The sequence below is a fragment of the Cellulosimicrobium sp. BMG9.23 genome (genome assembly GCF_059159985.1).
The window spans coordinates 184,222-200,310 of the sequence record NZ_JBZGBZ010000001.1 but is presented as its reverse complement, the minus strand read 5'-3'; the positions used below and the strand labels follow the sequence as shown (position 1 = coordinate 200,310).

Below are 16,089 nucleotides of genomic sequence, written 5' to 3'. Positions count from 1 at the left end.
CAGCTGAGGAGAGCGGTATCTAGCGCTGCCCGTCGTCGCCCAGCAGGTCGGCGACGAGCCGCACGGCGAGGCCACGCACGTCGCGGCCCTCGCTCAGCGCGCTCACGGCGGCGCCGTCCACGACGGCGACGAGGAGCCCGGGGCTCGCCCCGTGCACGCCGAGCACCGTGAGGACGTGGGCGACGGCGGTGTCGAGCTGGTGCCGCCCCTCGGCGTACGCGTGCGCGAGGGCCGGGTACCGGCCCGCGCCGACGAGGTGCTCGTAGAACCCGCGCAGCTCGGTCTCACCGCCCGGCGGCAGGACGGCGTCGACGAGGACCTCGGCGCCGGCGGCGGCCGCGCGCCGCCCGGACGAGGCCCGCCGGATGGCCCGTGCCGCGGCGTCGCGCGCGTGGTCGGCCCACCCGGCGACGATCACCTGCCCGGCGGCGCCGATGAGATCGTCGAGGCCGGTGAAATAGTAGGTCGTCGCCGCGAGCGGGACCTGGGCGCGAGCGGCGACCGCGCGGTGCGTCACGGCCGCGGGCCCCTCCCGCAGGATGAGGTCCGCAGCGGCCCGCACGATCGCGTCGCGGCGCGCGGCGCCGCGCGCCTGCCGGCGAGGTTCGGCGCGCATCCCCTCGGGGCGCGCGAGCTCGGTCGACGTCTCGGGCATCAGTGACCCCCACCGGACAGGTTGAGCCCGACCACCCCGGCGACGATCAGCACGAGGGAGATGACCTTGAGGACCGTGACGGGCTCGTCGAACAGGACGATGGCGAGGACAGCGGTCAGGGCGGCCCCGATCCCCACCCACACACCGTAGGCGACGCCGACGGGCAGGGTCTTGAGGGCGTAGCTCAGCCCGACCATGCTGAGGACGAGGAGGACGACGAACGAGACGCTCGGCCAGAGCTTGCTGAAGCCCTCCGACGCCTTGAGGCTCAGGGCCCAGCCGGCCTCGAGCATGCCGGACAGGATGAGGACGATCCATGCGAGCGCCATGGGGACTCTCCGTGGGTCGGCGCACCGGGTGGCAGATCCCGCCGTCGTGCGTTAAGTGGCACTAACGTACCACTATTCTGCTCGGACGGCTCGGACCACGGCGCCCACCTGCGCGTCCCGCACCCGCGCGGTGCCGACGACGACCCCGAACCGCTCCCCGGGCCTAGCGCCCGTCGCGCTCAGGGCGAGCGCGGGGACGCCTGCGCCCACCAGGATGCGGACGGCCTCGTCCTCGGCCTCGCGCGACGCGAGCTCCACGACCAGGTGCAGGCCCGCGTCGACGCCGCGCACCCGGAGGCCCGGCGCCCGCGCGGCGAGCGCGTCGAGCAGGACCGCGCGACGGCGGCGGTAGATCGTGCGCACCCGGCGCAGATGACGGCCGTAGGCACCGTTGCGCAGGAGGTCCGCGAGCGCCGCCTGCTCGGGGACCGAGCAGCCCAGGTCCGCGCGCGTCTTCGCCTCGACGAGCGCCCCGACGAGCTGCGGCGGCGCCAGCACCCAGCCGAGGCGCAGCGCCGGCGAGAGCATCTTCGACACCGAGCCGAGGAGCACGACCCGGTCCGGGTCCATCGCCTGGAGCGCGGCGACGGGGCGCCGGTCGTAGCGGAGCTCGGCGTCGTAGTCGTCCTCGAGCACGTAGCGGTCGCCGGCCGCCGCCCAGGCGAGCACCTCCCGCCGTCGGTCCGGCGCCAGCACGACGCCGAGGGGGAACTGGTGCGCCGGCGTCACGAGCACCGCGCTCGCGTCCGGCAGCAGGTCCGCACGCAGGCCGTCGTCGTCGACGGGGACCGGGTCGACGTCGAGCCCCGCCGCGACGAGCAGGTCGACGGCTCCCGGCGACGAGGGGTCCTCGACGGCGACGCGCGGGGGTGGCGTCGCCCCGCTCCCTCGCGTTGCACCCGAGCTCGCGAGCAGGCCGGCGAGCAGCGTGAGGCCCTGGGCCACGCCGCTCACCACGACGACGTCGCGCGCGTGGGCCCGCGCGCCCCTCGCCTGCCGCAGATGGTCCGCGATCGCCTCCCGCAGCGCGGGGAGCCCCTGCGGGTCCGGGTACCCGAGGTCCGCGTCGGGGAGGCCGGCCGTCGCGGACCGCACCGCGCGCGACCAGGCGGCACGGGGGAAGAGCGCCGGGTCGGGCGTCCCGACGCTCGGGGACCGTGCGGGCCGGGGCGTCGGCGTCGCGCCTCCTCCCGTCGACGAGCCGGCGGCCGGGGCCAGGAGGGTCGCCACCTCGACGCCGGCACGCTGCCTGCTGACGAGCAGCCCGTCGCCCACGAGCAGGTCGAGCGCCGTCGTGACCGTGCCTCGCGCGACGCCCAGAGCCGACGCGGCCTCCCGGCTCGAGGGCAGCACAGCTCCGGAGCCCACCCTGCCCTCGACGATCGCGGCCCTCAGTCCGTCCTCGATCCACCGTCCGACGCCGCCGTCGGGTCGCGGCCCCAGCAGGAGGAGCAGGGCCTCCGGTTCCAGCCGGTGCTGAGCGAGGTCCGTCATCTGGCCCAGTCAACCAGGTCGGAACTGGCCCTGTCCGCCTGGACCAGCGGTGCCTAGCGTCTCAGGGGTGACCACTTCCGCTCGTCCGGCACCGTCGGCGTCCCCCGTTCCCCTGCCGTCGCGCGTCACCCCTGACGGCCCGTCCGCCGCACGCGCCTCAGTTCTGTGCGCGGCAGGCATGATCATCGTCGGCGCGTCGTTCGTCGCGTCGGGCGCCCTCGCCGACTTCCCGCTGCTCGGCGGTCAGGCGGTGCGCTACGCGGTGGCCGCCCTCGTCCTCGTCGGCGTCCTCGCCTGGCGGAGGGTCCCGTGGGTGTGGCCCACCGCGCGGCAGGCGGGACGGCTCGCAGCGCTCTCGGCAACCGGGCTCGTCGCGTTCAGCGTGCTCGTCGTGCGCGGCGCCGACCGCGCCGACCCGTCGCTCGTCGGCGCCGTCGTCGGGGCGACGCCCGTGGTCCTCGCCGTCGCGGCGGCGCTCCGCGAGCGTCGTGTCGACGCCCGCACCGGTCTCGCGGCCCTCGCCGTGACCGGCGGCGTCGTGCTCGTCGAGGGTCCCGGGGCGGTCGACCTCGTCGGGCTCGGCCTCGCCCTGGGCGCGCTCGCGTGCGAGGTCTGCTTCTCGCTCCTCGCCCTGCCGCTCCTGTCGACCCTCGGCCCGCTGCGGGTCTCCGCCTGGGCGTGCGTGCTCGCCGTCCCGCAGCTCGCACTGGGCGGCCTGCTGCTGCCCGGGCCCTTCCTCGCGGTGCCGACCGCGACGGAGACCGCTGCCCTCGCCTACCTCGCCGTCGTGGTCACGGCCGTCGCCTTCCTCCTGTGGTACTCGGGGCTCGCTCGACTGGGGGCCGCGCGCGCGGGCCTCTTCGCCGGGCTCATGCCCGTCGCAGCCCTCGCCGCGTCCGTCGCGCTCGGCGTCGAGAGCGCGACGTGGCACGCCGTCGCGGGGGTGCTCACCGTCGGTGCCGGACTCGCGGTGGGGCTCGCCCCGCGCCGTCGGGCACCGCACGAGCCGGCGCCCGACCGGGCACCTCGACGAGCCCCGACCGGCTACCGTGGCGGTCGTGAGCAGCCCCAGCAGCCCGAGCAGCGATGACCACACCACGCCGGCCGCGGACCCCGCGACGGCGGCCGCGGGGCGGACGCCCGTGCCGCGCCGCGTGTCCGAGACCTTCGACCCTCTCGCCTGGCGCGACGTCGCCGGCTTCGACGGACTCACGGACATCACGTACCACCGGGGGGTCGAGCGGGCACCGGCCGGCGGTGACGGCGCTGCCGGCGCGCCGGGCACGATCCTGCGCGACCTGCCCGTCGTGCGGATCGCGTTCGACCGGCCCGAGGTGCGCAACGCGTTCCGCCCGCACACCGTCGACGAGCTCTACCGCGTCCTCGACCACGCGCGCATGACGTCCGACGTCGGGACCGTCCTGCTCACCGGCAACGGCCCGTCCCCCAAGGACGGCGGCTGGGCGTTCTGCTCCGGCGGCGACCAGCGCATCCGCGGCCGGTCGGGCTACCAGTACACGACCTCGGTCGAGGACCCTGCCGGGGGCGGTGAGATCCTGGGGGTCACGGCGGACGCGGTCGACCCGGCGCGCGCCGGCCGGCTCCACATCCTCGAGGTGCAGCGGCTCATCCGCACGATGCCCAAGGTCGTGATCGCGGTCGTCAACGGCTGGGCGGCGGGCGGCGGGCACTCGCTCCACGTCGTCGCGGACCTGTCGATCGCGAGCCGCGAGCACGCGCGGTTCAAGCAGACCGACGCGAACGTGGGCTCGTTCGACGGCGGGTACGGGTCGGCCTACCTCGCGCGGCAGGTCGGGCAGAAGCGCGCCCGGGAGATCTTCTTCCTCGCGCGCGAGTACTCGGCGCAGGACGCCTACGAGTGGGGCGCGGTGAACGAGGTCGCGGACCACGCGGACCTCGAGGCGCTCGCGCTCGAGTACGCGCGGACGATCGCGACGAAGTCGCCGCAGGCGATCCGCATGCTGAAGTTCGCGTTCAACCTCGCGGACGACGGCCTCATGGGCCAGCAGGTGTTCGCGGGCGAGGCCACGCGCCTCGCCTACATGACGGACGAGGCCGTCGAGGGCCGCGACGCGTTCCTCGAGCGCCGGGACCCGGACTGGGGCCGGTTCGGCTACGCCTTCTGACGCGACACCGGGGAGACCTGTCAGCGCATCACCGGTCCGCGGACCGGCCCGGTGCTGACAGGGCGAGGGCTGCGGTCACTGGCCGAGCATGCCCGTGAGCATCTCGATGATGCCGCGGCCCACGAACGCCGCAGCGACGGCGAGGCCGAAGAGCAGACCGACGGAGACGACGACGGGGACGGCCGAGCGTGCGGCGCCGGGTTCGTCGCGCTGCGAGCGCGGGGCGTACGACGGCGGCGCGGGGGCCGCGGAGGGGCTCTCACCGGGGGTGCGGGCCGAGGACGGGTGGGCGGGGTTCGGGACGACGGTTGCCATGACTCCACGGTGCCGTCCGGGGCGGCCCCGGCGCGTCGGCCCGGCGGGGGCTCCTGGTCGACGCCTGCTCCTCCCGCGGGAGGAACGGTCGTCCGTCCGAAGGAGGACGGGCAGCCCGCCCGCACCACCGTTCAGCCGATGGTCCAGCTCCCGCTGTCCGTCGGGACGAGCTCGATCCAGGTCGTCCCGGGCTCGAGCCGGACGGGCGCGCCGTCGGCGCCGGTGAGGACGAGCGGCGCGTCGACCTCCTCCTTCGACCAGGTCGCCGCGACGTGCTTGCCTCCGCTCGCGACGACGGCGTCCCCCGACCCGACGAGCTGCGTCTCCGGGACCGGGGCTCCCGCAGGGTCGGTGAACGGAGTGTTCACCATGGTCGCGGAGACCAGCACGACGTTCGTCGCGGCGAGGCGTGCGTCGTCGGCCGAGACGGCGGGCTCGTCGCCCTCGCTCCGCAGGTACGCGCCCTGGTCTCCCGCCCAGTCCCAGACCGCCCGGCTCGCGAACGTCAGGGCGACGTCGAGCCGCGTGGCCGGCGCGCCCGAGACCGTCGCGGTGCCACGACCGGCCTCACGCGCGTGGACGAGCTGCGCCGGCGGCGGCGACGTGCGCTCGTCGTCCGCCTGCTCCCAGAGGTCCGCGACCCGGCCGTAGACGTTGTGCGGTGCCCGGCGTGCGCGGGTCGTCTCGAAGCCGTCGTCGCCGTCGTCCATGACGACGGACTGGATCCCCGCCGCACCCACCGCGTCCATGAACGGTTCCTGCCCGCCCGTGTAGACGAGGACGCCGTGCAGCGGCGCGACGATCGCGGGGTCCATCGGACGGACCGAGCGCACCGGCCCGACGAGCTCCGGCGTCTGCGAGTGGTAGACCGCGACGAACCGGGTGATCCCGCCCTCGACGACCTCCTCCCAGACGACGTCGGCGGACTCGAGCCCTGTCTGGGGACGCGCCTGCGGCGCGTTCTCGATCTTCACGGCGAGGGCCGGCCGGACCGCGACCTCCTCGACGGCGACGCCCGTGAGCGGCCAGACGACCGGGACCGCGGGGTCGGGCGGGCCGCCCTTCGCGACGGACGAGTCCGCGTCGACGGTCGCCGTGACGGGCACGACGGGCTCGCCGCCCCCGCACGCCGCGAGCGTCAGGGCCGTGGCGAGCGCGAGCGCGCCGCCGAGGGCGCGGCTCCGGCGACCACCGCGCGGCTCTCGTGGTCCGCGTCGTCCCCGTGGTCCTCCGGCGAGCATCCGCACCGTCGCCCCTCTCGTCGCTCGCCGGACCCCGTCGTCCGCCGTCGTCCTGTCGCTCGCGCGCGTCCCCCTGGCTGGTTCCCGGACACACTACGTCGCGACCTACCCTGATCGGGTGACCCGCGCCGTCGTCCCCGCAGACCTGGAAGAGCTCGTCCGGGCCGTGGGGGCGGCGCTCGACGGCGCCGGCCCGCCCGTCGCTCCCGTCCCGGTGCTCGCCCCCGCGGATCCCGGCGACGCCGCGCTCGTGCTGCGCACGTCAGGGTCGACCGGCGCTGCGCGCGAGGTCGCGCTGTCGGCGCGCGCGCTGCGCGCCTCGGGGAGCGCGACGCACGCGCGCCTCGGCGGCCCGGGCCACTGGCTGCTCACCCTGCCCGCCACGCACGTCGCCGGGGTCCAGGTCGTCGCGCGTGCGCACGCGGGGCTCGGCCTCACCGCCGCGCCGCCGGGCGAGCCCTTCACGCCGGGCGGGTTCGCCGCGCTCGTCGACCGGGCGCCGCGCGACGTCCGGCGGTACGTCTCCCTGGTCCCCACGCAGCTCCACCGCCTCGTCGCGGCGGCGGAGTCGGGCACCGACGGCGGCGCGCGCGGGCTCGACGCCCTGTGCTCGCTCGACGCCGTCCTGCTCGGCGGCGCCGCGACGCCGGTCGCGCTGCTCCGTCGCGCGCGCGACGCCGGCGCCCGCGTCGTGACGACCTACGGCATGACCGAGACGTGCGGCGGCTGCGTGTACGACGGCGTCCCGCTCGCGGGCGTGCACGTCCGCCTCGCGCGGGGGTCGGGCGTCGTCGAGCTCGCCGGCCCGGTCCTCGCGGACGGGTACCTCGGCGACGGCGCGGCGACGGCGGCGGCCTTCCGGACCGACCCCGACGGGACCCGGTGGTTCCGCACGAGCGACCTCGGCCGGATCGCCGGCGAGCCCGACGTCGAGGATCCCCACGCCGGCGAGGTTCTCGACGCCCCGGCGGCGGGACACGTACCCGGGGACGGCACCCGCCGGCTCACGGTCCTCGGGCGCGCCGACGACGTGGTCGTCACAGGCGGCGTCAACGTCGCGCCGGCGGCCGTGGAGGACGTCGTCGCAGGCGTCGACGGCGTCGGCGAGGTGTGCGTCGTCGGCGTGCCCGACCCCGAGTGGGGGCAGGCGGTCGTCGCCGTCGTGACGCTGCGCGAGCAGGCGTCGTCCGGTCGCTCGTCCACCCCTCCGAGCGGCGGGACGTCCGACCTCCCGCCCGGGCTGTCCGGCGCGATCCGCAGCCGCGTCGCGGATAGGCTGGGACGGGCCGCTGCACCGCGCCGCGTCCTCGTCGTGGCGGACCTGCCCCGACGAGGTCCCGGCAAGGTGGACCGGGCCGCGGTGGCGCGGCTCGCCGTCGGGCACGACGGCGCCTGAGCGCGAGCCGCACGACCGATCGGAGCACCATGGCCAGTCCCGCCGAGTGGGTCGCGGGCGCACGCCTGCGCACCCTCCCCGCCGCCGCGACCCCTGTGATCGTCGGCTCCGGCGCCGCGGCACAGGTCGACGGTTTCGCCTTCTGGCCGGCGCTGCTCGCGCTCGGCGTCGCGCTCGCCCTCCAGGTCGGCGTGAACTACGCGAACGACTACTCGGACGGGATCCGCGGGACGGACGTCGAGCGCGTCGGGCCGATGCGCCTCACCGCCACCGGCGCGGCTCGTGCGAGCGAGGTGCGCGCGGCGGCGTTCACCGCGTTCGGGCTCGCGGCCGTGCTCGGCCTCCTGCTCTGCACGGTCTCGGGGCACTGGTGGCTCATCGCGGTGGGCGCCCTCGCGATCCTCGCCGGCTGGTACTACACCGGCGGTCGCAACCCCTACGGCTACCGAGGCCTCGGCGAGGTGGGGGTGTTCGTCTTCTTCGGGCTCGTCGCCACGCTCGGCACGACGTACACGCAGGCGGACGTCGTGACGTGGCCGTCCCTCGTGGGCGCGGTCGCCGTGGGCCTGCTCGCGTGCGCGCTGCTCATGGTGAACAACCTGCGCGACATCCCCACCGACGTCGTCGCGGGCAAGCGCACGCTGGCCGTCCGCCTCGGCGACTGGCGCGCGCGGCGCGTGTTCGTGCTGATGATCTGGGTGCCGCTGCTCCTCGCGGTCGTGTGCGCGCTCGCCTCGGCATGGACGCTGCTGACGCTCGTGCTGCTCCTGCCGGCGGTGCTCCTCACGCTCCCCGTGATCGCCGGTGCACGCGGCCCGCTGCTCGTGCCGGTCCTCGCGGGGACGGGGCTGTTCGAGCTCGCGTACGGGGTGCTGCTCGGAGTCGGGCTCGCGCTGTAGCGACCGGTCGCGCCGGATCCCCGGCGGATCAGCGCGTCGGGTGCGCCTCGGGTCCGTCCGCTGCGTCGACCGCGGCGTCCTCCACCGCGGCGTCGTCCTCGATGTCGCGCGAGAAACGCTCGCCCGTCCGCGCACGGCGCCCGGCCCGTTCCGCGAGATAGCGCGACGCCGCCTCGCGAGGGCGGTTCAGCGTCAGGTAGGACAGCATGAGCGCGACGACCGCCGCGACGAGCACGAGCAGCCAGCCGCGCATCCCGGCGAGCCAGAGCGCGCCGAGAGCCACCGCGAAGAGCAGGAGGCGCAGGACGGAGTAGACGAGGACGGGCACTCCTCCAGGGTACGGCCCGTAGGCTGGAGGCATGCTTCGCGTGCTGCTCCCCCTCATCGCCGTCGGTCTCGCGGTCTACGCGCTCGTCGACCTCGCCTCGAGCGACGACGAGGACCGGGGCGGCATCCCGAAGGGGCTGTGGGTCGTGCTCATCGTCCTGCTTCCCTTCGTGGGGCCGATCGCCTGGATCCTCGTCAAGCGGTCGCACCGCTCCGTCCCCCGCTACGGGAGCGCGCGCCCCGGGGCGGGGCCGACGCCGCCCGCGCGGCGCCGGCGCAACGCACCGCTCGCGCCCGACGACGACCCCGAGTTCCTCTGGCGCCTCGAGCAGCAGCAGCGCCGCCAGGGCAGTGGCACGTCTGACACGACTGACACGTCTGGCGCGCCCGAGGCCTCCGGGACCGCGGACAGTCCCGCGGCGGACGACGTCCCGCCCTTCGGTACCCCACCGGCACCGGGGACCGGCCCGGGCTCGGGCAGCCTGGGCCATGGCCCGGACGACGACATGGACCTCGACGCCGGGGACCCTGACCGGGACGACGACACCGACCAGACCGGCACCGGATCCGAGCGCGACGAACCGGGCAGCCGCTGAGACCACACCGCCCTCCACCGAGAAGTGAGCTTCCGCCCCTGAATCGGCTGGTTCAGGGGCGGAAGCTCACTTCTCGGCGGAGGGAGAGCCTGCGGAGCGGGGTCAGTCGGCCGGGTTGAGGCCCGAGTACGAGTGCTTGCCGCTGAACAGCAGGTTCACACCGGTGAAGTTGAACAGCACGCACGCGTAGCCCACGACCACGAAGTAGGCGGCACGACGGCCGGACCAGCCGCGCGTCGTGCGGGCGTGCAGGTACGCCGCGTAGACGACCCAGACGACGAAGCTCCAGACCTCCTTGGGGTCCCAGCCCCAGTAGCGGCCCCAGGCGTGCTCGGCCCAGATCGCGCCGCCGATGATCGTGAAGGTCCACAGGACGAACGCGACGGAGTTGAGGCGGAAGCTCAGCGCCTCGAGCTGCGCCGGCGTGGGCGTCGAGTCGAGCCAGCGCCAGCCGCGACGGCCGAGGATCGCGCTGCCCTCGTCGCGCGAGTCGCGCAGGAGCTGCAGGACCGACGTGACGAACGCGACGGTGAAGATGCCCGTCGCGATGATCGCGACGCCCACGTGAATGACGAGCCAGTACGACTGGAGCGCGGGCTGCACGCCCGTGGCGTCGACGTAGAACGCGTTCTGCGCGAGGACGAGGAAGAGCACCGCGAGGCCCGTGACGAACGAGCCGAGGAACCGCACGTCCCGCTTGAGCGAGACCACGAGGAACACCGCGAGCGCCACGAAGCTGCCCACGAGCGTGAACTCGTACATGTTGGCCCACGGCGTGCGGCCCGCCGCGATGCCGCGCGTGACGATCGCCGCCAGCAGCAGCGCCGTACCGAGCCACGTCACCGAGATGCCGATGTTCGCGGCCTTGCGCGAGACCGGTGCCGGCCCGTCGACGCCGCCGCCACCCCGTGGGGCGTCATCGAGCGGCGCGCCGTCGAGGTCGTCGCCCGGCCCGTACGGCGAGGCGGCCGCGCTCGCGCCGGACGCCGCGGTCCCCCCGGTCGCCGCGAGCGCCTCGGCACGCTCCGGTGCCGTCGCGCCGTCACGACGCCCGACCCGCTCCGCCGCCCGCTCGTCGTCGCGACGGCCCGCGAGGCGCGAGAGGTCGATCGCGAACGCCACGAGCGCGACGGTCAGCGCGGTCGCCGCCGCCCACACGAGGTCCTGGCTCAGCTCGGCCACGGTCATCGGTCAGCCTTTCGTGCGCGGCCCGTGCGGCGCGCGGTCGTCCCGGTCCCCCGGGCGTCGGAGGACGAGGTCCCGCGCGAGCGCGCCGGACCGGAGGTGAGGTCACCCTCACCCGATGGTGCCACGCCGGGGAGCGCGGCGAGAAGCGAGTCGACCTCGCCCTGGAGCCCGGCGTCGTCGCCGCGCGCGAGCCCGGCGACCCGGACGACGGTGCGCTCGCGGGGCGTGCCCGGGGCCGACCCGGCGGCGTCGGGCACCGGCTCCCGCCACGCGCGCACCCAGACGCGCCGGCGCGGCGTGAACAGCGAGACCGCGAGACCACCCAGCGCACCGAGCGCGAAGACGAGCACCCACGTGAGCGACGGGTCGTGGCGCAGGTCCAGCGCGACGTAGCGCGGCAGGGACTCGAACGTGATCGTGCCCAGGCCGTCGGGCAGCTCGACCGTCTCGCCGGGGGCGACGAGCACCTTGACGCGCTCGCCGTCCTCGTCGACGGACGGCTCGAGGTCCTCGGTGTCGAGCCGGTACACGTTCTGCGGCAGACCCTCGTCGAGGCCGAGGTCGCCGCGGTACACCTCGAGCACGAGCAGCGGGTTGATCGGCTGCGGGTAGACCGAGCTGGCCGTCGTGCCGTCGGCGCTGAGCTCCGCCGTCGGGAGGAACGAGCCGACGAGCCCGATCTGGTCGAGCCCGGGCGAGACGTCCGGGACCTTGATGACGCCGCGCGACGTGTACATCGTGTCCTCGGGCAGGAACGGCACGCGCCCGGCGAACGCGACCTCGCCGTCGGCGTCGCGGACCGTCACCTCGGGCGCGTACCCGTTGCCCTGGAGGTAGATCTTGGCGCCGCCCGCGGTGAGCGGGTGGTTGACCTTGATGGTCTCCTCGTGGCTCTGCCCGTCCGGGTCGCGCACCGTGACGAACGCGGTGAAGTCCCGCGACTGGGCGAACGCCACGGCGTCCGCGGCGAACTCGGCCTCGAACCGGTCGAGCGTCATGGAGAACGGGACGAGCGACGACGGCCGGAACCACGCACCGTTCTCGAACGTGTCGTAGTCCACGACGGCGTTCGCGAAGCCGCGGTCCTCCGTGACGATCGCCTGCCCGCGGTAGTGCAGGAGCTGACCCATCGCGACGGCGACCAGCAGCCCGAGGAGCGACAGGTGGAAGACGAGGTTGCCGGTCTCGCGCACGTAGCCGCGCTCGGCCGCGACCGTCCGCGCCGCGGGTCGGGCCGCCCGCTTCCCGACGGCGGGTGCCGCCTCCTCCGCGCCCGTCTCGACCCGGAACGTCGGCAGCCACCGGACGCGCCCGCGCAGGTGCGCCTGAGCGGCTGCCACGACCTCGTCCGGAGACGCGTCGGTCGTGGCGTTCCCCTGTGCGGGGAACCGGTCGAAGCGGCGCGGTGTGCGCGGCGGGCGGCCGCGGAGCGCCTGCAGGTGCGCCTTCGTGCGCGGCAGGATGCAGCCCACGAGCGAGACGAACAGCAGGATGTAGATCGCGGAGAACCAGACGGACGCGTAGACGTCGAAGAACCCGAGACGGTCGAGCCACTCGCCCGTCGTCGGGTTGTCCTGGAGGTAGCGCAGCACCGCCGCCGGGTCCTGGGGGCGTTGCGGCAGCACCGATCCCGGCACCGCCGCGACGGCGAGCAGCATGAGCAGCATGAGCGCGACGCGCATGCTCGTCAGCTGGCGCCACGTCCAGCGCAGCGTCCCGACGAGCCCCAGCCTCGGGCCGCTGGGCCCTGCCGGTCCCGCCGGTCCTGCGGCGCTGCCCGACCCTGCTCCGTCCGACGCCGCTGCGCCGGGCCCGCCCTCGCCCTCGGCGGACGACGGCGAGCCCGCTTCCGGGCCGCCCTCGGCGAACGCGTCGTCGATGCCCTCGGGGCGGTACCGCGGTGCCGACCTCGGCTCGGTCTTCTCGTCGCTCATCACACCACCGTCACGAATCCGCCGATCCAACCCTGCATCGCCGTCGTCCACGTGCCCCACAGCCCGGTGACGAGCGCGAGGCCGATGAGCACGAGGAGCGCACCGCCGACGCGCATGACGGCGAGGCGGTGGCGGCGCAGGAAGCCCAGCATCCGCTGCGAGCTCTGCAGTCCGAGGGCGATGAGCAGGAACGGCACCCCGAGGCCGATGCAGTACGCGACCCCGAGGACCGCGCCGCGGCCTGCGGACGCCTCGTTGAGCGACAGGACCTGGACGGCGGCGAGGGTCGGGCCCAGGCACGGGGTCCAGCCGAGGCCGAACACGATGCCCAGGAGCGGTGCGCCCCACAGGCCCGCCTGCGGGCTGAGGTGCAGCCGGCGCTCACGCTGGAGGAACGGTACGGCGCCCATGAAGGCGAACCCCATGAGGATCACGACGACGCCGAGCACGCGCGTGATGACGTCCTCCCAGCGCACGAGGTGCACGCCGACCGCTCCTGCGGCGACCATGAGCGCGACGAACACGAGCGTGAACCCGGCGACGAACAGGCCGACCCCGGCGAGGACCCGGCCCCGGCTGGGGGCGGCCACGGCGACCTGGGCGCGGGCCGTCGTCGTGCCGCCTCCCGTGCGGGACGTCCGGGCCGCGCGCCCGGACCCGGCGTTCGCCGCGGCCATGCCGCTGACGTACCCGACGTAGCCGGGGACGAGCGGCAGCACGCACGGCGACGCGAACGAGACCAGGCCCGCGAGGATCGCGACGGGGATCGCGAGCAGCATCGACCCGCTGAAGACGGTGGTCGCGAACGTGTCGCCGACGTCGGCGGCGAGCGACGTGCCGAGAGGCACGGCCGGCGCGAGCGACGAGAGAGGGGACACGGTCAGCCGGCCGCCTCGCCCGAGGACCCGTCCGGGTCCTCGGCGAGCACGTCGTCGACGAGCGCGCCGAGCGTCGTGCCCTCCACGAGGCCGATGACGCGCGCGGCGACCCGTCCCTCGCGGTCGAGCACGACGGTGGACGGCACGGCCTGCAGCGGCACGGTGCCCGAGAGCGCCGCGACGACCTCGCCGCTGCGGTCGTCGATCGACGGGTAGGGCACCTCGAACGTGCGCTGGAACGCCTGGGCGGCCCCCGCCTCGTCGGTCGTGTTGATCCCGACGACGCGGACGCCGTCGGCCTCGCGGTCGTTCGCGAGCTCCACGAGGTCCGGGGCCTCGGCGCGGCACGGCGCGCACGCCGCGTACCAGGTGTTGAGGACCACGACGTCGCCGAGCCACGCGCTCGTGTCGACGGCCCCGCCCTCGTAGTCCGTGCCCGTGAGGGCGACGGGCTCGCCACGGTCGTCGGTGTCCCAGGTGCGCACGGACCCGTCGCCGGAGACGTAGCCCTGGCCCACGACGTCGGTCGTCGCACCGGAGTCCTGGGCGCACGCCGAGAGGGTCGTCGCGGCGACGAGGGCGAACCCTGTCGCGACGAGCGCGCGGGCGCGAGGACGGGCGGTCACGACGGCATCACGGGTCGAACCCTCTCGCTCGAACCTGAGCGGGCGCTGGGAGAGCGCCCGGCGAACCGGGCAGAACGGGCGCCGACGCGACGCGGCATGACCGACGTCACGCCCCGGCGACCTGCGAGGCCCCCGGGAGGAGGTCCGCGACGGGCTCGGAGTAGTGGATCCCCACGAGGCGGTCGTCCTCGAACGTCAGGGACGTGAGCGACGCGAGCGCGCACTGGCGCTTGCGCGGGTCGTGCCACAGCCGCCGGTTCTCGTAGCCGAGCCGCGTGAGCCACACGGGCAGCTGGTGGCTCACGAGCAGGGCCTCGTGCCCGGCCGCCTTGTCGCGTGCGTCCTCGACCGCGGCGCGCATGCGCGCGACCTGCTCGACGTACGGCTCGCCCCAGGACGGACGCAGGGGGTTCCAGAGATACCGCCAGTGCTGGGGGTGGCGCAGCGACCCGTCCCCGACGCCGAACGTCATGCCCTCGAAGTGGTTGGCCGCCTCGATGAGCCGCTCGTCGGTGCCGAGCTCGACGCCGAACGCGTCCGCCGCGGGCGTCGCCGTCTCCTGCGCCCGCTGCAGCGGGGAGGCGACGACGACGGTGACGTCGGCGCGCGGCCGGGACGCGCCGTCGGGCCCGGGCTCGCCCGCGAGGTGCGCGGCGACACGGCGCGCCATCTCGTGCCCGCGCTCGGACAGGTGGTAGCCGGTGATGCGGCCGTACAGGATGCCGTCGGGGTTGTGGACCTCGCCGTGACGCAGCAGGTGGACCGTGGTGGAGACCATGGGTCCAGTATCGGCGATGGCCGGCCCGGCGGGCCTCCCGCGGCCGTCAGGCGTCGTCGTCCGCCTTGCACGCCTCGGCGACCGACGCCATCGCCTCGCCGAGCGCGCGGAACTGCTCCGGCGTGAGGACGTCCACCATGTAGCGGCGCACGGCCGCGACGTGCGCCGGAGCGGCCGCCACGAGGGCGTCGTAACCCTCCGGCGTCATCGCGCAGTTCACCCCTCGCCGGTCGCCGACGCTCGCCGACCGGCGCACGAGGCCGCGCGCCTCCATGCGTGCGACCGTGTGGGTCACGCGGCTCCGGGAGCGTGCGAGACCGTCGGCGAGCGCGGACATGCGCAGGGTGTGGTCCGGGCTCTCGGAGAGCCGGACGAGGAGCTCGTACTCGTTGAGCGAGACCGAGGAGCGCTCCTCGTGGTCACGGCTCAGCGCCTCGATGAAGCGCACCGTGCCGTCGAGATAGGCGCGCCAGTGCTGCTGCTGCTCGGCGTCGAGCCAGCGCGGCTCGAGCCGTGTCGCTGCGGTGCTGGAGACGTGCTGGCTGCTCATGCGGTCCTCGGGCTGTGCATCCGGTCCTCGGGTGGCTCGGTGGGGTGTCCTGACAATTCTTCCATCCACCGGGAATAGACCGTGCACGGGGTCGCGTTGATACCGGCGACTGTGGTTGAATCTTCAACCAATGGACTTCCTCGCGGAACCCCGCGAGGCACACGACCGATCTGAAGGAGCCACCATGGCCACGCCGCTGCCCTCCGGCCTCACCGCCGGCACCTACGCCATCGACGCCTCGCACTCGCAGGCCGCCTTCACCGTCCGCCACGCCGGCATCTCGAAGGTGCGCGGCACCCTCGCGATCACCGGCGGGACGATCGCGGTCGGCGACGACCTCGACTCCTCGACGGTCTCCGCCGAGCTCGACGCCGCCTCGGTCAGCACCGGCGACGCGAACCGCGACAACCACCTGCGCAGCGCCGACTTCTGGGACGCCGAGAACAAGCCGACGTGGACCTTCGCGTCGCGCAGCATCCAGGGCGACGGCGACGACTACGTCATCACCGGTGACCTCACCATCAACGGCGTGACCAAGCCGGTCGAGCTCGAGGCAGAGTTCGCCGGCACCGCGACCGACCCGTTCGGCAACGCGCGCGCCGGGTTCGAGGCGAAGACGGAGATCTCCCGCAAGGAGTTCGACCTCACCTGGAACGCCGCGCTCGAGACCGGCGGCGTGCTGGTCGGCGACAAGATCAAGATCACGCTCGACGTCTCGGCCATCAAGCAGGCCTGA

18 protein-coding genes are annotated in these 16,089 nt (G+C 75.0%); 6 read left to right on the top strand and 12 right to left on the bottom strand.

Annotation, left to right across the window (positions count from 1 at the left end):
• Nucleotides 1–19 precede the first annotated feature (19 nt).
• The 3 genes from AC4H2G_RS00765 to pdxR form a co-directional block, all read right to left on the bottom strand.
• A complete protein-coding gene (locus AC4H2G_RS00765; RefSeq protein WP_494363869.1) occupies nt 20–655 on the bottom strand; it encodes a TetR/AcrR family transcriptional regulator in 636 nt (211 codons plus the stop codon).
• The gene (locus AC4H2G_RS00760) at nt 655–984 is read right to left on the bottom strand and encodes a DMT family transporter (protein WP_251153462.1); all 330 of its coding nucleotides are present in this window, start codon (nt 982–984) and stop codon (nt 655–657) included. The genes AC4H2G_RS00765 and AC4H2G_RS00760 overlap by 1 nt, the downstream gene beginning before the upstream one ends.
• A 72-nt stretch (nt 985–1,056) precedes the next feature.
• Entirely contained in the window at nt 1,057–2,478 is a 1,422-nt protein-coding gene (gene pdxR, locus AC4H2G_RS00755) for a MocR-like pyridoxine biosynthesis transcription factor PdxR (protein WP_494363868.1), read from the bottom strand.
• Between the two features lie 67 nt (nt 2,479–2,545).
• On the opposite strand from pdxR, the gene AC4H2G_RS00750 reads away from it, so the two are divergent.
• Both AC4H2G_RS00750 and AC4H2G_RS00745 read left to right on the top strand, forming a co-directional pair.
• The gene (locus tag AC4H2G_RS00750) at nt 2,546–3,568 is read left to right on the top strand and encodes a DMT family transporter (RefSeq protein ID WP_494363867.1); all 1,023 of its coding nucleotides are present in this window, start codon (nt 2,546–2,548) and stop codon (nt 3,566–3,568) included.
• Between the two features lie 52 nt (nt 3,569–3,620).
• On the top strand, nt 3,621–4,625 hold the full coding sequence (locus tag AC4H2G_RS00745) for a 1,4-dihydroxy-2-naphthoyl-CoA synthase (protein ID WP_494364104.1): 1,005 nt from the start codon (nt 3,621–3,623) through the stop codon (nt 4,623–4,625).
• 75 nt (nt 4,626–4,700) lie between these two features.
• Here AC4H2G_RS00745 and AC4H2G_RS00740 read toward each other — a convergent pair whose 3' ends face one another.
• Together AC4H2G_RS00740 and AC4H2G_RS00735 are read right to left on the bottom strand one after the other, a co-directional pair.
• Nucleotides 4,701–4,940 (bottom strand): hypothetical protein, encoded by a 240-nt coding sequence (locus AC4H2G_RS00740; protein ID WP_494363866.1) that lies wholly within the window; start codon nt 4,938–4,940, stop codon nt 4,701–4,703.
• 131 nt (nt 4,941–5,071) lie between these two features.
• Nucleotides 5,072–6,181, bottom strand: coding sequence for a DUF3048 domain-containing protein (locus AC4H2G_RS00735; protein ID WP_494363865.1), 1,110 nt, complete (start codon nt 6,179–6,181; stop codon nt 5,072–5,074).
• Nucleotides 6,182–6,299: 118 nt separating this feature from the next.
• Here AC4H2G_RS00735 and AC4H2G_RS00730 point away from each other — a divergent pair, with 118 nt between their 5' ends.
• Nucleotides 6,300–7,577 carry an AMP-binding protein gene (locus tag AC4H2G_RS00730; RefSeq protein WP_494363864.1) on the top strand — a complete coding sequence of 426 codons (1,278 nt, stop codon included), beginning with the start codon at nt 6,300–6,302 and terminating at the stop codon, nt 7,575–7,577.
• A gap of 29 nt (nt 7,578–7,606) precedes the next feature.
• Nucleotides 7,607–8,476, top strand: coding sequence for a 1,4-dihydroxy-2-naphthoate polyprenyltransferase (locus AC4H2G_RS00725; RefSeq protein ID WP_494363863.1), 870 nt, complete (start codon nt 7,607–7,609; stop codon nt 8,474–8,476).
• 28 nt (nt 8,477–8,504) lie between these two features.
• On the opposite strand, the gene AC4H2G_RS00720 is transcribed toward AC4H2G_RS00725, so the two are convergent.
• Nucleotides 8,505–8,804: a DUF4229 domain-containing protein gene (locus AC4H2G_RS00720; RefSeq protein ID WP_494363862.1), complete on the bottom strand. Its 300-nt coding sequence runs from the start codon at nt 8,802–8,804 to the stop codon at nt 8,505–8,507.
• 31 nt (nt 8,805–8,835) lie between these two features.
• Between AC4H2G_RS00720 and AC4H2G_RS00715 the strand changes: the two genes are divergently transcribed.
• Entirely contained in the window at nt 8,836–9,399 is a 564-nt protein-coding gene (locus AC4H2G_RS00715) for a PLD nuclease N-terminal domain-containing protein (RefSeq protein WP_494363861.1), read from the top strand.
• A gap of 102 nt (nt 9,400–9,501) precedes the next feature.
• Here AC4H2G_RS00715 and ccsB read toward each other — a convergent pair whose 3' ends face one another.
• The 6 genes from ccsB to AC4H2G_RS00685 all read right to left on the bottom strand — a co-directional run bounded on the left by ccsB (nt 9,502) and on the right by AC4H2G_RS00685 (nt 15,353).
• Nucleotides 9,502–10,587: a c-type cytochrome biogenesis protein CcsB gene (gene ccsB / locus AC4H2G_RS00710; RefSeq protein ID WP_494363860.1), complete on the bottom strand. Its 1,086-nt coding sequence runs from the start codon at nt 10,585–10,587 to the stop codon at nt 9,502–9,504.
• A complete protein-coding gene (gene resB, locus AC4H2G_RS00705; protein ID WP_494363859.1) occupies nt 10,584–12,521 on the bottom strand; it encodes a cytochrome c biogenesis protein ResB in 1,938 nt (645 codons plus the stop codon). Before resB ends, ccsB begins: the two co-directional genes overlap by 4 nt.
• On the bottom strand, nt 12,521–13,300 hold the full coding sequence (locus AC4H2G_RS00700) for a cytochrome c biogenesis CcdA family protein (protein ID WP_494364103.1): 780 nt from the start codon (nt 13,298–13,300) through the stop codon (nt 12,521–12,523). Before AC4H2G_RS00700 ends, resB begins: the two co-directional genes overlap by 1 nt.
• Nucleotides 13,301–13,401: 101 nt before the next feature.
• Nucleotides 13,402–14,025, bottom strand: a complete 624-nt coding sequence (locus tag AC4H2G_RS00695) for a TlpA family protein disulfide reductase (RefSeq protein WP_494363858.1) — start codon at nt 14,023–14,025, stop codon at nt 13,402–13,404.
• A gap of 106 nt (nt 14,026–14,131) precedes the next feature.
• A complete protein-coding gene (locus AC4H2G_RS00690) occupies nt 14,132–14,803 on the bottom strand; it encodes a histidine phosphatase family protein (RefSeq protein ID WP_494363857.1) in 672 nt (223 codons plus the stop codon).
• Nucleotides 14,804–14,849: 46 nt separating this feature from the next.
• The gene (locus tag AC4H2G_RS00685) at nt 14,850–15,353 is read right to left on the bottom strand and encodes a MarR family winged helix-turn-helix transcriptional regulator (RefSeq protein WP_494363856.1); all 504 of its coding nucleotides are present in this window, start codon (nt 15,351–15,353) and stop codon (nt 14,850–14,852) included.
• A gap of 184 nt (nt 15,354–15,537) precedes the next feature.
• Here AC4H2G_RS00685 and AC4H2G_RS00680 point away from each other — a divergent pair, with 184 nt between their 5' ends.
• Nucleotides 15,538–16,089: a YceI family protein gene (locus AC4H2G_RS00680; protein WP_494363855.1), complete on the top strand. Its 552-nt coding sequence runs from the start codon at nt 15,538–15,540 to the stop codon at nt 16,087–16,089.